The 16,070-nt window shown below is 47.8% G+C and carries 9 protein-coding genes; 6 read left to right on the forward strand and 3 right to left on the reverse strand.

The features are described from left to right. Positions 1 to 7: 7 nt before the first annotated feature. Positions 8 to 271 carry a helix-turn-helix domain-containing protein gene (locus NF543_RS25600; RefSeq protein WP_373275026.1) on the reverse strand — a complete coding sequence of 88 codons (264 nt, stop codon included), beginning with the start codon at positions 269 to 271 and terminating at the stop codon, positions 8 to 10. Positions 272 to 547: 276 nt separating this feature from the next. On the opposite strand from NF543_RS25600, the gene NF543_RS22440 reads away from it, so the two are divergent. Next, a complete protein-coding gene (locus NF543_RS22440) occupies positions 548 to 1,108 on the forward strand; it encodes a FecR family protein (protein WP_257670445.1) in 561 nt (186 codons plus the stop codon). Positions 1,109 to 1,274: 166 nt separating this feature from the next. Here NF543_RS22440 and NF543_RS22445 read toward each other — a convergent pair whose 3' ends face one another. Further along, positions 1,275 to 1,802: a hypothetical protein gene (locus tag NF543_RS22445; RefSeq protein WP_257670446.1), complete on the reverse strand. Its 528-nt coding sequence runs from the start codon at positions 1,800 to 1,802 to the stop codon at positions 1,275 to 1,277. 44 nt (positions 1,803 to 1,846) lie between these two features. Between NF543_RS22445 and NF543_RS22450 the strand changes: the two genes are divergently transcribed. The 3 genes from NF543_RS22450 to NF543_RS22460 all read left to right on the forward strand — a co-directional run bounded on the left by NF543_RS22450 (position 1,847) and on the right by NF543_RS22460 (position 3,801). Further along, positions 1,847 to 2,125: a hypothetical protein gene (locus NF543_RS22450; RefSeq protein ID WP_257670447.1), complete on the forward strand. Its 279-nt coding sequence runs from the start codon at positions 1,847 to 1,849 to the stop codon at positions 2,123 to 2,125. A 230-nt stretch (positions 2,126 to 2,355) separates the two neighbouring features. Beyond that, positions 2,356 to 2,931 carry a DUF4136 domain-containing protein gene (locus tag NF543_RS22455; RefSeq protein WP_257670448.1) on the forward strand — a complete coding sequence of 192 codons (576 nt, stop codon included), beginning with the start codon at positions 2,356 to 2,358 and terminating at the stop codon, positions 2,929 to 2,931. A 231-nt stretch (positions 2,932 to 3,162) separates the two neighbouring features. Beyond that, positions 3,163 to 3,801, forward strand: a complete 639-nt coding sequence (locus tag NF543_RS22460; protein ID WP_257670449.1) for a response regulator — start codon at positions 3,163 to 3,165, stop codon at positions 3,799 to 3,801. Here the strand turns inward: NF543_RS22460 and NF543_RS22465 are convergent. Continuing rightward, positions 3,798 to 6,863: a sensor histidine kinase gene (locus tag NF543_RS22465; protein WP_257670450.1), complete on the reverse strand. Its 3,066-nt coding sequence runs from the start codon at positions 6,861 to 6,863 to the stop codon at positions 3,798 to 3,800. The genes NF543_RS22460 and NF543_RS22465 overlap by 4 nt on opposite strands. Before the next feature lie 179 nt (positions 6,864 to 7,042). Between NF543_RS22465 and NF543_RS22470 the strand changes: the two genes are divergently transcribed. Next, positions 7,043 to 8,053 (forward strand): helix-turn-helix domain-containing protein, encoded by a 1,011-nt coding sequence (locus NF543_RS22470; RefSeq protein ID WP_257670451.1) that lies wholly within the window; start codon positions 7,043 to 7,045, stop codon positions 8,051 to 8,053. Between the two features lie 626 nt (positions 8,054 to 8,679). After that, positions 8,680 to 16,070, forward strand: a 7,391-nt coding sequence (locus tag NF543_RS22475) for an Ig-like domain-containing protein (RefSeq protein ID WP_444511717.1), incomplete at its 3' end; no start/stop codon positions are given.

The raw sequence follows: 16,070 nt of genomic DNA on the forward strand, positions 1-16,070 counted from the left end.
GTCTTGTTCATTGTATGTGCTGGGGACTTACAACTTGATTTCCACTAGGGCTTTGATTGTAGTTGTAATTGTTTATATGTGAATCATAAAAATACTCTGGGTCAACTTCAAATAGAACAGCTAATTTCACAGCATGTTCCCAAGACAGCTTCGTTTGATCCGATTCCAATTTCGAAATAGCAGGCTGGGTAACCTTTAGTGCCTCAGCTGATACCTCTTGTCCCCATCCCTTTTGTTCCCGAAGCAATCGTATTTTAGTTCCTGGCGTCATAGTCGTACTTTAGCAATTATAACCAAAAGTTATGCGAATATAACCTTAGGCTGTTTGATTATTAATCAGTATTATACACCTTTGTGCTGTACAATAAACAAAGATACGGAATTATTTAAATCTAACTGAAAAGAAACAAAAACAAGTATTCCCGATTTTAGGGAGTCAAAAAAGAATGATATTTTTGAAAACTTCCCCCTATATACCGCGGAGCCGGGAATCGGCTATGCATGGGTGGGCGGCGAGGCGCTCGTAAAGGTGCCGAAACAGCAAGGGATGATGGTCATCGGAACGGCCAACGGCCAACTGCATACTTCCCGAGCTGACTTTTCGGTCCGTGCGAGACAGGGCGATACCAGGGTTACACTGTTGGATGGCGGCCTCACGGCGATGGCAAGACTGGGCGAATTGCGGCGGACCATGGATAGGCGCGGCAGCCGGGTGCATATCAGTACCATCAGGGAACTGGGTGGAAGCATAACCGATTCGCTGGTTTACGAGCGGCGGGGCGACCCCGATGCCGCAATTGCCTGGACAAAGGCAACCCGACGCTACCGGAATGCGTCGCTGCGGGAGTTCGTTGCGGATATGGGCCGGTGGTACGGTATCCGTGTGAAGGACATCCACTGCATCCCCCCATCGATGCGGGTAACCGCCGCGCTGTGCTACCGTGCCCCGTTGGAGGAGGCACTCGCGGTGGTGGGCAGGGCCGGCCTGAGGGTACACCGGGTGGATGGTGTGTATAGCTTCTGCGATTCGGACGACGGATTCAATCCCGCTGTTGCTCAGGTAAACCACAATCGGGAAACCTGTTCCCACTGTGGCCGTGCGCACTGACCCAACGCAGGCCGGTTAGCAATCGGACACCGATCCGGCATGTATCACACACCTATACGGCATATATGAAAAGGCGGCATAAACGTGGCTCATATGTGGCTAAAGGGTGGATAAACCGTGGGTCATCCCTGCCTCACAAAGTCACCGTCTAAGCATGTATCTGACGTTACAGCAACGGGAGTGGTGAAAGTATTGCTACGTAACATTGCACGGACACCGTATTGTCTTGCACAGAACCAGTATTGTTTTGCCACCAAGCACCTTTGTCCTTCATGAATCCCGCATTATTTAATGCAAAAACAGGCTTATTACGCGCAGGAACAACATTATTTTGCGCTGTCATATAACCGATTAGTAGGGGGTCCGCCCTATTTTTCACGGGAATAATCCAATGATACGTCGGAAGCAGGCACCGATGCGCGGGTTGATTTTTCTTAAAAGTGAAACCAATTTTCGTTTTCATCAACATCGGGCGGGTATCTACCATCCCAATCCGCCTTTGCATGCAACCTAGACGCTTATTCGGCGCTTCGGCCTCCTTATTCAGCACTTCCATCTTCTTATTCACCGCTTCCGTCTTCTTATTCACCGCCATAAGAATGAATTCCGTGGGATTATTTTCGGGTTTCACTGCCCTTGTCCGGCTTTTAGGCCCAATATTCCTGTTTTTCACGAGGCCAATCTTATGTTCCATCGAAATAATATTGTCCTGATGCAGAGCAATATTTCCTATAAAGAATGTTACGTAACATTATACTGGAACCGAATGGTTTCCATGTGCCATTGACCAATAGGGAATACCCGTATTACGCTGATGGAGCAACGATATATATCCCTAACGAACATGAGAACAAGTGGGGCGGCGCAAGGGGTTGTTGCCATGCGTTTTGTTCCGGCAGCCGGGCGGCTAACGAGGAAGCCGGCGTGCAGCATGATGATGCAAGTGCCTACCCTTATCGGCCCGGTGGGTTTGGATATACATGCCGGGCGACTAAAGATACGGGCCGCGCATCGTAGGTGGTTGGCGGCCCTGCTGAAAAGCAACCGGGCTAGGCCATATCCAACCCCTGCCTTTCCGAAGACACGTTCGCGGCAAAACAATGGCGTTGGTGACACTCAGCTTATCTGGGCTGTTGTTCATGTATTCGAACGCCACGGTGTAATCTTTTCTATTGCCAATTTTTAAACCTTTTCAAGCCAATATTGTCCAACAAGGGTAAGTAATAAAATTTAAGGAGGTCATCATCATGAAAAAGTTCGTGTTTATAGTTGTTCCTTTATTCATATTGGCCGCATCGTGTTCGTCCTATCGGTACCATACCACCAAAGTGGAGGCTACTGATTTTTCCCAATATCGTACATATGGTTGGTTGTCTCCCATGGATTCATTATCCAAATCCTATTACAACAACGATATTGCCCATAATAACATTATGGAAACCGCAAACAAGGAGCTGGAAAACCGCGGGTTGACTTATTCAAAAGAAAACCCAGATTTGCTTTTCCGGTATATCGCCATTGTAAACAACAAGAGCAGGCCGATGTACGGCGGATACCCCTATAGCCCGTGGGGCATGTGGGGCTATAATCCATGGATGTGGGGATCCGGCTGGGGCTGGGGCATGGGATGGAATCGCCCCGTAGGCACTGAGCGCTACCGTGCGGGCCACATCATCATCGAAGCTAAGGATCGGCGGTCAAACACGGTCATTTGGCAAGCACGCGGTACGGGCCAGGTGAGGAATCCCGAAGAGGCCATCACCAAATTACCCGATGTGGTTACCCGTGTCATGGAACAGTATCCTGTTGCTGCACAGAAATAGTTGGTCTCAGGATGTTATAATAATGGGTGAGTATTTTTCCTAGAACGAAAAACACTCACCCGCTTGTTTATCACCAAGTATTACCCAAACCTATCATCCTACAAGTCATTCTTCCTCACACTAATGTTTTTTCCTTGTTATCTTTAGTTAACATGAACAAGATGAACAGACCATCCCGTGTAATTATTAATTAATATTGTATGAAGTCGGAATAATTATATTTTGACGCCTATGAAAAACATTCTACTAGTCGACGACCACGGTGTCATCCGTTTGGGCGTTCAATTTCTTGTAAAGGAGATTTTTGGCAATCCAGTCGTCAACGAAGCGGCTACTTGGCAAGAAACCATTGATATGGTTGATAAGCACACCATTGATATGTTGGTGTTAGACATCGAAATCCCTGGGGGCTGCGGTATACACATGTTATCCGTGCTGAGAGCAAAAAAACCCGATCTAAAGATTTTAATATTTACGGCTTTTGATGAAACCCTATACGCATTACGCTATCTCGATGCGGGTGCCAATGGTTTTATACAAAAATCTGCAGGGGATGATGACTTAAAAAAAGCACTCCTGGATGTATCGAATGGAAAGCATTACGCCAGTGCAAAGGTGAAAAGCATGACTTGGGAGAATCGGCTGTCGAACAATAAGCAGACCACAGGTAACCCGTTCGATTTGTTGTCAAACCGCGAACTCGAAGTATGCAATTTCTTACTCAAAGGTTATCGATTGAGTGATATTGCGCAGCATTTACAGCTTCATACCTCTACGATAGGAACCTATAAAAATAACATATTCCAGAAACTTCAGGTCGACAATCTCATTTTGCTGCTAGATAAGTTTCAACAGTATAAATCCAATTAAACACGCTCGCCTTTGTATGAAACGGGCAATTCAATAACGATAGAGGTTCCTACTCTGGGCATACTCCTGACCACCACGGTTCCCCCCATCAGGTTGATGAGGTCCTTTACTATTTTTAATCCCAAACCCTGCGTAGAAATTTCCTCATTGGCAGTTTTCGCAGTAGGTATATTATAGGCATTTATTTTAGCGACTTGGACATAACTCATTCCCAACCCCTTGTCTTTGATAATCATTTGCACTCCTGATGAGGTGATGTTGCTTTTTAGGACGACATCATCGTCAATCGTAAATTTTATGGCATTATCAATCAGGTTATGAAGTACGATGGTGAGCAATTGAGGCCGGTTTATGATGGTCAAATCTTGGGGGATTTCGTTTTTTATATGAACCCCTTTTTGTAAAGCCATTTCTTTGAAGGTATTTATTTTGTCTTCCACCAAGGTACGGAGGTGTATGGTGCTCGGGGCAACTTCATTGCCTAAAAGCAATGTTTTGCTATAATCAGTGAGCATTTTGATGTATTCGTATATTTCATGCGTTGAGCTTTGTACGCGGGTTACAGCCTCAGTAAGCGAATGCTGTTCTTGCGTAAGCTGTATTTGTATTTTTTTTAAGGAGAGCCCCATAAACCGTAGTGGGCTATTGACATCATGGGAAATGGAGGCAGCCAAGCGCTTATGTAAATAAGTTTCGCGTTCGAGCCGTTGTTGCGTTATCTGTAGGGCCGCTATTTGCTCTTGCAGTTTACCTGTTTGCTGGTTTACCTTCTCTTTTAAATGGGCGTTTCTCCGTTTTAATCGCCTAATCCGGATTTTAAGGAGTAACCAACCTGTACAAGCAAGTAAAATCAAGATAGCGCTGATAAACCACCAGGATTCATAAAAACGGGGAGGAACCAGGATATAGGCATGCGCATAGTCATAACCACCAGGGATTTGGATATTAGTCTTGCGTATAGTTACCTCATGCAAGCCTGATGGCAGGGTATGTAGAAAGATGTTGCCCCCATCAAGCGGAAACCATTGAGCCTCCTTAAGTTTGCTACTATGGACTTGGTATTCGATGAACAGGTTGTCAATATGGCCAAAGTAAGGAGTAGATACCGTTATTTTGATACGTTCAAAGCCATGTGCTACCTGAAAGGTATCCATTACCGGCAAGGTGATGTCGTCGACCTCAAATTCATCGATGCGTATTTCCGAATCAGGCAATTCGGGTTCCACCTGTTCGGGATTGAACCGGACCAATCCGTTCATAGACGGGAAGGAAAATGACCCATCAGCAAGCCTGACCGCGCAAGGCTGGCAGCCCCCGTTGAACTCATTGGTATAAAACCCTTGGTGCTTATGATGGTAAATATAATAAGGGGGATGTTGCGGATTGGCCACATAGTCCAAAAGGGATTGCCTTTTAACTTGGAAGAGCCCGTTATTGGTACTGATCCAGAAATAGCCTTGCCCATCTTCCATCATGCAGTGCGATGAAGCAAGGTAATCGTGTTTGCCTAACGGGAATGAAGTTAATCCACCTTGGTAGTACAAAAAGAAACCATCCTGGTAGGTGGTTATCCAAAGCCTGCTATCATCATCTTGGTAAATACTCCTGATATCGCTTTGCTCCAATCCGGGTATGGATTGGATGTTACCCGAGGGGATATGGAGCAGTTGCAGACCTGATGAATTAGTACCCACGAATAAGGTATCCTGATGAGGCTGGTGAAGCCAAGTCACCTCCCCCTTAATTCCGGGAAAACGTTGGTATTCATCACGGGTTGGGTCGTATCGATACACCCCAACTCCATCATCGTAGGCACCTAACCAAATACAGCCGTCAATACCTTCATACAAGCGACTGATAGGGTTTTCAAAGGCAGTCTCATGGATGACTGTCTGCCCGTCAGGGCTGAATTTGGTCAAGATACTCGATGCTCTTGTGGTCCAGATATTCCCATCCTTGTCCCTAAGCATGCTATACCGTAATTTTGCTTTTTCCCCTATCACCGGAATATGGTTCATTAGGCCGGTATCCGCAAAAACATAACCTTGGGAGGTAAGCACGAGGTCATCCCCATGAGACAATTGTGCATAGAAGAGTGATTCTTGTCCTCGCCTCCCTGCATATTGTGTTTTAAATTGAGCTCGGATAAATACATAAAGCCCATTTGTCAGGCTACCCAGAAATACGTGTTTGTACCGTTGGTCATAGTAGGTGGTAAAGATACCATGCTCGTCAAAATCAAACTCATTCAAGATCAGTTGGGTATGCATGGTGCTTTCATCGGGTAGTACCTGTAAATGGTACAAGCTTCGATCCACGTATATGAAAGCATCCCTAACGGCGGCATTCCAAAAAAGGCGGAGCTTGTTCAAGTCCTTCCCATCCCTGATGATATCGCCGATAATCTCGCAATCAGCGATGCCGGTTTTCGGATCGATTCGTTGCAGGCTGCCTTGAGGAGCAAGAAAAAACAACTGTTCGTTCAACGGGAAAAAGCGGTGAAAATCGGTATGCTTGAAATAATGTCGAGAAACAACGTGATCTTTGTGTCCGTAGAAGACGATACTATCGTGACTTATGATATAGTCGCCTTGCTTAACCTGAACTTTATAATGGTCAAGGCTGTCTTGAGGATAAAAGGTGGGCACACCGACAGCAGGCCATGGATTGACACGTTCGGGCAAAAGATTGGTGGCGTTCCGCATCCTGTTTTCGGGACGAAATGCGCTCCCTCGGGCAATTTCGACTTCTTCATCAAACCCACTGATCGCCATTAACTGATCTGTAAGACCAATATGGTACATCACCGATATCCGTTTGGTCCGCAAGTTTAGGGTATGGTTGTCAAACACGTTGAATGAGCGACCATCATATCGAACCAATCCGGCCTCAGTAGCCAGCCAGACATAGCCAACCTTATCCACCCCAATGGCTTTAATACTGTTTTGCGGCAATCCGTTCTCGTCGGTAAAATGTTGAACATGAAACCGGAGTGAATCAGGGTCTGCTTGGCAAATCGCCATAGTCAAACCAGACAAGAAAAAGGCTAGTACTGTTTTCATTTTCAAGAGGCGATGAATTACCAAATATCTCGTTTTTATTCGATTATCAACCTAATAAAAACACGAGGTGGCCTAGAAAAATTACTAGTTAAAATTAGCTATTTTTCTATAATCAATTAATTCTTATTGATTTAGGTTTGGATTGATGATAATATTCAAACAATTTAAAGGCATAACTTATGGAACTATTCTACTATCCTACCATGTCGGGCGAATGTGTTTATCAATCAGGGCCTGACAATCGATTTGATTCAATTCCCGAGAGAATGGGCGATTTCAAAGAAGGTATTTATACCTTAAATACCGGAAACCTCGTGGTCGCCATGCTAAAAAGGAAATTTCATCAACCGCTACTGATCACGCGCAAGGCCCTTCCTGTTAATGATCTCTATATACTCTCTTTTAATGTTACACAAAGTGGGGATGGCCCTATGGAACTAGGCAATTGTTATTTTGCATCTGCCACATCCGAACTTAGGCAACAAAAAAATGCGGGTGATACCCAACTTGCCATTGAAATTCACTTATCAAGGGCTTATCTTTTAAAAATATTGAATGATTTGGATCCAAACACGGATTCCAGGTGGGTAACGGTTTTGAAGGATAATGAAACATTCCAGAATAAGGTGACACCCTTTATGGACGACTTTACCATATTGGAAAATGTATTCGAATTGGTTGAACAAACGAACGAAGGCCAGCAATTAAATACCATGCTGCTGGAGAATAAAGTATCCGCCTTAGTGTTGTCAGTTATCGAACACCTTTTAAAAAAAAACACGGTAAATGAAGTGTCCATTGCAGATACCGACTATAAAAAAATCAAGGAAGTCCAGACACTGATACAAGAAGACCTAGGCAATAAATATCGCATCGACGAACTATCTGCACGATGCAATATGTGCCCCACCAAATTCAAGCAGCTTTTCAAGCGGTTTACCGGGTACTCCCTTTCATCATTCTACAACAGCCTGCGGATGGAGCAAGCGCTCGCATGGCTCAGCACCCATGCGCAAGGGAGTATTTCGGAGCTCGCCTATTATTTGGGATACAAAAGTCTTTCGCATTTCACCACCGCTTTTAAAAATCATTATGGTCATGCCCCATCCATCATGCAGAAGAAGACAGCGGGCATACGCCTTGAAAATAGTTCGACAGAGACCATACTGAAATACAACAAAAGCGCATAATAAGACCTTCCATCGGTCAATGGCTATTTAATTTTCGGACATCCCGGTTATCTGTGGGTAGACATAAATTGCAAAAATCCAATTGACGGGTGCGCAACCGCACAAATCATCTACCCATAAATACAGTAACCCATTAAAAACAAGCCAGATGAATTTACACTTTTCGGTAAGTCCATTTTTGAAAGTATTGTGTCTGTTTTTGAAAACATGCAACCTCCTTTTCTGCCTAATTTGGCTATATCTATCAAAGGGTCTTTTGAAGACTCCATAAAACGCATAATACCATTATTCCTATGAAACAAGTTCTACTACACTGTTATTTACACATATTTCAGGTTATACCCCATACCATCAAACCGGTATATGCCCTTCGGTGCATGGAACAACAAATTATTCGGATGAAAAACTTTATGAAGCATCCAGGAATCACACCCCGGAAGTCTGCCGACCATACCATCAAAATTCTTGAACTTATGAGGGAGTTATACGATTACTTATTGGGAATGGATTTGCCATTTTTAACAGGCAAAAACACAAAGAAAGCCTGTTTTGATAATTGTATCAAGCCAAACAGGCATAAGCTCTTATCCATAAAAAAGATAGGGCTCACGCTGCTTTGTTTGACGATGTTGCTCACGACGAACATCGTTAAGGGTCAGGATCAACCTATTTTTGATTGTGAGGTAGCCACAGGATACCTCTTCCAGGGGAATCCTACAGGTGTTTATGCCGTTAATCTGGCTACAGGAGAATACGAAGAGGTTTCAGCTCAGCTGATACCCGGCACTGAGAATACCGTATTAAATGCAGCTGCTTATAATGTGACCGATGACTATATATGGGCTTACCGTGCTTTCACTGGTGATCTGGTGCGGATAGGAAGCGATTGGTCTGTTCAGATTTTCCCAATTGCGGGTTTACCAACGGGAGTAGGCTTCAATGTAGGCGATATCAGTAGTGATGGGGTAATGTATTTATTCAGCAATACTGGTGGAACCAACACCATTCAACGCGTAGACCTTGACCCGGAATCGGCAACGTATTTACAACTTTTATCTCCATTAAGTACCACTGCTAGCCCCATTGCCGACTGGGCATTTAGTCCCATTGATGGTAATCTTTATGGATTGGGTAACACAGGTTATAGCTTACTTCGTTTTAATCCCACAACAGGCGCTCGAACAGTGGTAGGAACGGTTACAGGTGCTGGAATTCAAGGCGCAAATGAAGCTCCTTTCGGCGCCGCGTACATGGATGCTGAGGGTAACCTGTATGTCAGCAGTAATGGAACAGGCCGGATTTTCCGGATTGCCAACCCGCATACAGGCGGTCTTACTGCTGAATTGATATCAACAGGTCCATCTTCTACAAATAACGACGGGGCAAGATGCCCTGCTACACCCGTTATCGCGGAAGACCCAGTAGATTTGGGCATTGTAAAAACAGGCCCCGTAACTGTGGCGCCCGAAGGCACAGTAACGTATACCCTATTTATAACGAATGCTGGACCCGGTGCAGCGGATGGGGCGGTCGTGACCGATCCAGAAGTAGCCAATTTTACAGCAGAAAGCATTAGTTGCACCGCAGGAAGTGGTTCAGGAGGTGATGCCGGGTGTCCGGTTGATCTGACGGTGGCAAACCTGCAAGGCTCGGGCCTAGTTATCCCTACCTTACCTAGCGGGAGCTCCGTTACATTAACCATAACAGGTACCGCGGGGACTAGTGGAACCATTACTAATGTGGCTACAGTAACAGCTCCAGCCGGGTTGGAGGACACCAATCCTGACAACAATACGGATACGAAGGAAACGGCGATTAGCCCTGATTGCACAGGTGCGCAAACTGTTTACTCATTCGATCCGGATGCTACATTAGCGCAGGCTGGCACTATTTCAGCCAATGGCGGAACCTTGAACTTGGTATATAACCTGACAAGCGGAGATCCTATCCCAGGTATGGGTAATACATTTACTATTCCTCTGACCTATTCAGATTTTAATCAGTTCTATACCGGATCTGATCACACGTGGAGCGGCGCTACGGTACTTGAAGGTTCTTGGGATGTCGTTATCAGCACAAGAGCATTTGTACTAGTTCCAAACACAAATAACCTTTACCAAGCTTTACCAGCCAATAATACATCGCAGAAGCCATGGGTTTCTCCAAATATAAGTGATAATTTTTTCACCACCCATCTGTCCAATGGAACATTAGATCAATTAGGTACTTTTGATATTACCATTGGTGCTTTACCGGCAGCTCCGGAAGGAGTTAGGCTGATTTCAGAGTCTATCCGTATTTTCTCAACTAATAATTTGAGCACCAATGGCAATGGCTTTAATCAAGCGGGTTGGTGGGTTAAACCTATTGCTCAAAACGGTGTTCATACCGCTACTTCGGGTTCTCAGACCATACCATTATCCATTACACACGGAAAAACGTATACTTTTAAGTATAGTGCTTTTACTGATAACAGTACATTCACCGGCGGCGAAAGAGGAGCGTTACTGGATTTGGGTGAGATCGTCTTTTGTACTCCTCAGGGGCCAATAGCGGTAAACGACAGTGCTTCAACTGATGCAGGTACTCCAGTTATCATTCCGGTCCTGCCAAATGACTCCATTGGGGATAGTCCGATTGATTCTACTTCAGTCAGGCTGATCGATCCGGTGAGCGGCGATTCAGTGACCACGGTGACTGTACCAAACGAGGGCACGTATGAAGTAGACCCAACCACGGGTGAAGTAACCTTTACTCCTGAAACAGGTTTTACGGGTGTAACCACGCCAGTGGAATACGTGGTGAGCGATGAAAATGGTGTGCCGTCCAATCAAGCTACAATTACAGTAACCGTTTCAGTTTCCGGTCAAGAATGGCCCGTTCTCGTTACGGATAATCCACCACAGGGATCTCAATTCAACTGCCAAACACTATACATTTCCAGAGGAGCGTCAAATATTGTAGCGTTGGTAAACGATGCCGATGGCAACCCACTACTTGAACCAGTTGCAAGATATGTGGGAAACGTGGGTGGCCCAAATCCGGCTCCTGCTGATGGCTTTGGCTATTGGGTAGGTAGTTTAGCGATTGGTACAGACCCTGAAACGGGAAATCAAGCCGCTTTTGGTACAACCTGGGGCCATGGAGGGCAATCCGGACGGCCAATCTATAAGATGGTGAGCGGAGAGGGAACACTAAAAGAATTAATCATCAATGGTACACCTGTCACGACACCCGATCTTCATCCATGGGGCGGACTAGCCTATAATAGCGTTGACGGGATGTTGTATGGTATCGTTAATAATTCGCAACAACAAAATACAGATTATATTATATTCCGGATGGATTTAGAGACCGGTGCAGTCGAACAACAAACTGTATCGTTACCAGGGGCTACACAGGCTTTGGGAAGTATAATGCCGGATATGTTTTTTGATGTAGAAGGTGCAGGCTATCTCGGCGCTAAAACCAATGCTCCAGGAAGCAATCCTTGGACCTTATACCGAATCGATTTTACGCAGACAGAATGGGTAGGAGAGCCGGTTATCAACTTTACTGGCTTGAATAGCTTTGATTTTTATGGCGCTGCTTATCTCAACGGGTTTATTTACTTGGGATGGAATACGGGCGTTATTTATAAAGTTCCTTTTGAACAGAATTTAGCAGGGATTGAGCTGACAACCAGTTATCCACATATTGCCGATTACAGTACCAATATCGAAACCCCGCCAAGTGGCACGCCTTCTCAGGATGGTTTCGCTGTTTCGGATCTTGGTTCTTGTGCCTTGGCGCCAGTGATCGGTGAACCGCCAGTTGCTGTCAATGATACCGCTTCTACAGCGCAAAACACACCAGTAATTATTCTTGTACTAGCGAATGATAGCATAGGGGGTAGCCCACTCGATTCAACCAGTGTTAAATTGATCGATCCGGTGAGCGGTGATTCAGTAACTACGGTGACGGTACCGAATGAAGGTACGTATGAGGTGGATCCAACCACAGGTGAAGTAACCTTTACTCCTGAACCGGACTTTACCGGCGAAACCACGCCAGTGGAATACGTGGTAAACGATGAAAACGGTGTGTCGTCTAATCTTGCCACCATCACGGTAACGGTAAATGAGGGGCCAATAGCGGTGGATGATACATCGACCACAACCCTGGATACGCCAGTAACCATCCCGGTATTGGATAATGATACCCCAGGCGATGCACCTATCGACCCGAGCACGGTGACCATTACCATACCGCCGACCAGCGGCACAGTAGCGGTTGACCCGACCACAGGCGAGGTGGAATATATGCCGAACCCAGGCTATACTGGGCCCGACGAGTTTGAATACACCGTGGAAGATGAGAATGGTATCCCATCGAATCCGGCAACTGTTACAATTGACATACAGCCAGAGCCGGGGAATCCTGAAATAGCCTTAGTTAAAGAAGGTTCTTATCAAGGCGATCCTAACATGGCTATGCCAGGTGATACCATTACCTACACCTTTACGGTAACCAATACGGGTGATGTAGGTGTTAAGGATATCACGATCGACGATGCAAAACTTGGTATAACCGGGCTACCTTTGATTCAGACGGAGGATTTACCCTTTACGGCCACGATTAACTTCAGTGAATATGCATTCCCTGCTGCCACTACGGACGCCGGTATCATTGTACAAGGCCCGAATGGTACTTCCACCGTGCCTTACAATCTGTTTGATGACAATACCGGGGATAAGCTCGCGGCGGATAACAGCGATTTAAGTGATCTGATGTTTACCTACAGGGTGAGCCCGTCGGGTAACTTGGGAACAACTAATCGACCTGATATCCGATTCCGTTCCTCGGGTGTATTGGGATCCCAGATCACCAACCGCACAGGCTATGCAGGCCTCCCAGAGGCAAACAATCCAGGGACCCGACAATTTATCGAGGTGAAGGTAGATTTTGCCAAACACCTTAAAGTAGATAATGTAAGCCTCAATTTTTCTAGCCTCAATACGGCCGGTACTGTCTGGGAATACAGTGAAATCAGCTACTTAAATGAGAATAGTGGATTGTTCAGCGCCCCTACAAGCGTCAGTAGGTACCTTGATTTTGAACCGGGACAAAGTGGTAACACCAGTTTGGGCAATTACCTCATGGCCTCAACAGGCACTGTGGTGGGTGTGGGTACCAACCAGACTTCCTCGGGAAGTAGTAATCCACCCGCCGATGGGCCGACAATTCTTGATGGTAGCAGTTTTGGTCTTACCGATCAGACAATTGGCGGATTCTTATGGCGCACTACCCTTGAAGATGTTGGCGGCATAAGTAGTGCTAGCAATCCTAACTTCAGTTCGTCACTACGCGAGATGACGGTTTCCGGAACGATTAGCACGCAATCTACCACATTGGAGCCGGGTGAAAGCGCTACCGTAATCTATACCTATGTGATTACTGAGGAGGATATTGAAGCTGGTGAGGTTGAAAACCAAGCTATCGCCGCTGGTTTGGATCCAGTGGACAATGAGGTTAGCGATAATTCCGGCACCGATGTAGATAATGATGACCCTACGGTGACACCGCTCCCTGCTACGCCACCAACAGCAGTTAATGATACCGCAATCACTGCTCTAGATACGCCGATAACTATTCCTGTACTGGACAACGATACAGTAGGCAGCAGTCCGATAGATTCGACTACGGTGACCATCACCACGCCGCCGACAAATGGAACGGTTGAGGTCGATCCGGTAACCGGCGAAGTGACCTATACGCCGGATGACGGATTCACCGGCGAGGATACCTTCGAGTACACCGTGGATGATGAGAATGGCATGCCAAGCAATCCGGCTACCGTAACGGTGACCATCGTGGATGGCCCAGTGGCCAATGACGACGGAACCACAACAACGCCGGATACACCGGTGACCATACCGGTATTGGACAACGATACCCCGGGTGATGCACCGCTGGATTCCACCACGGTGACCATCACCACCCCACCGACGAACGGAACGGTGGAAGTCGACCCTGAAACGGGTGAGATCACCTACACACCGGATCCCGGTTTCGAGGGTGAGGATACCTTCGAATACACGGTGGATGACGAAACCGGTGTACCGAGTAACCCCGCAACGGTTACCATCGTGGTAGCCGAGCCCGTTGGCCCGACGGCCAACGACGACGGGGCCATGACACCAATCAACACACCGGTGACCATCCCCGTCCTTGATAACGACGAGGAAGGTGACGCGCCGCTGGATTCCACCACGGTAACCATCACCACCCCACCGACAAACGGAACGGTTGAGGTCGATCCCGTGACCGGCGAAGTGACCTATACGCCGGATGACGGCTTCACCGGTGAGGATACCTTCGAGTATACGGTTGAAGATGAGAACGGTGTGCCGAGCAATCCGGCTACCGTAACCGTCACCATCGTGGATGGCCCCGTGGCCAATGACGACGGAACCACCACAACACCGGATACACCGGTGACCATACCGGTATTGGACAACGATACCCCGGGCGATGCACCGCTGGATTCCACCACGGTGACCATCACCACCCCACCGACGAACGGAACGGTGGAAGTCGACCCTGAAACGGGTGACATCACCTATACACCGGATCCCGGTTTCGAGGGTGAGGATACCTTCGAATACACGGTGGATGACGAAACCGGTGTACCGAGTAACCCCGCAACGGTTACCATCGTGGTAGCCGAGCCCGTTGGCCCGACGGCCAACGACGACGGGGCCATGACACCAATCAACACACCGGTGACCATCCCCGTCCTTGATAACGACGAGGAAGGTGACGCGCCGCTGGATTCCACCACGGTAACCATCACCACCCCACCGACAAACGGAACGGTTGAGGTCGATCCCGTGACCGGCGAAGTGACCTATACGCCGGATGACGGCTTCACCGGTGAGGATACCTTCGAGTATACGGTTGAAGATGAGAACGGTGTGCCGAGCAATCCGGCTACCGTAACCGTCACCATCGTGGATGGCCCCGTGGCCAATGACGACGGAACCACCACAACACCGGATACACCGGTGACCATACCGGTATTGGACAACGATACCCCGGGCGATGCACCGCTGGATTCCACCACGGTGACCATCACCACCCCACCGACGAACGGAACGGTGGAAGTCGACCCTGAAACGGGTGACATCACCTATACACCGGATCCGGGTTATACCGGACCGGATACCTTCGAGTATACCGTAGACGATGAAAACGGTGTGCCGAGCAATCCGGCTACCGTGACGGTCGACGTAGCCGAGCCGCAACCGCCGACGGCCAACGACGACGGGGCGATGACGCCAATCAATACACCGGTGACCATCCCTGTACTTGGCAATGACGAGGACGGTGACGCGCCGCTGGATTCCACCACGGTGACCATCACCACCCCACCGACGAACGGAACGGTGGAAGTCGACCCTGAACCGGGTGACATCACCTATACACCGGATCCGGGTGATACCGGACCGGATACCTTCGAGTATACCGTAGACGATGAAAACGGTGTGCCGAGCAATCCGGCTACCGTGACGGTCGACGTAGCCGAGCCGCAACCGCCGACGGCCAACGACGACGGGGCGATGACGCCAATCAATACACCGGTGACCATCCCTGTACTTGGCAATGACGAGGAAGGTGACGCGCCGCTGGATTCCACCACGGTGACCATCACCACCCCGCCGACAAACGGAACGGTTGAGGTCGATCCCGTGACCGGCGAAGTGACCTATACGCCGGATGACGGATTCACCGGTGAGGATACCTTNACCTATACACCGGATCCGGGTTATACCGGACCGGATACCTTCGAGTATACCGTAGACGATGAAAACGGTGTGCCGAGCAATCCGGCTACCGTGACGGTCGACGTAGCCGAGCCGCAACCGCCGACGGCCAACGACGACGGGGCGATGACGCCAATCAATACACCGGTGACCATCCCTGTACTTGGCAATGACGAGGAAGGTGACGCGCCGCTGGATTCCACCACGGTGAC

Source organism: Parapedobacter tibetensis (assembly GCF_024704835.1).
In the GTDB taxonomy this organism is placed as follows: Bacteria; Bacteroidota; Bacteroidia; order Sphingobacteriales; family Sphingobacteriaceae; genus Parapedobacter; species Parapedobacter tibetensis.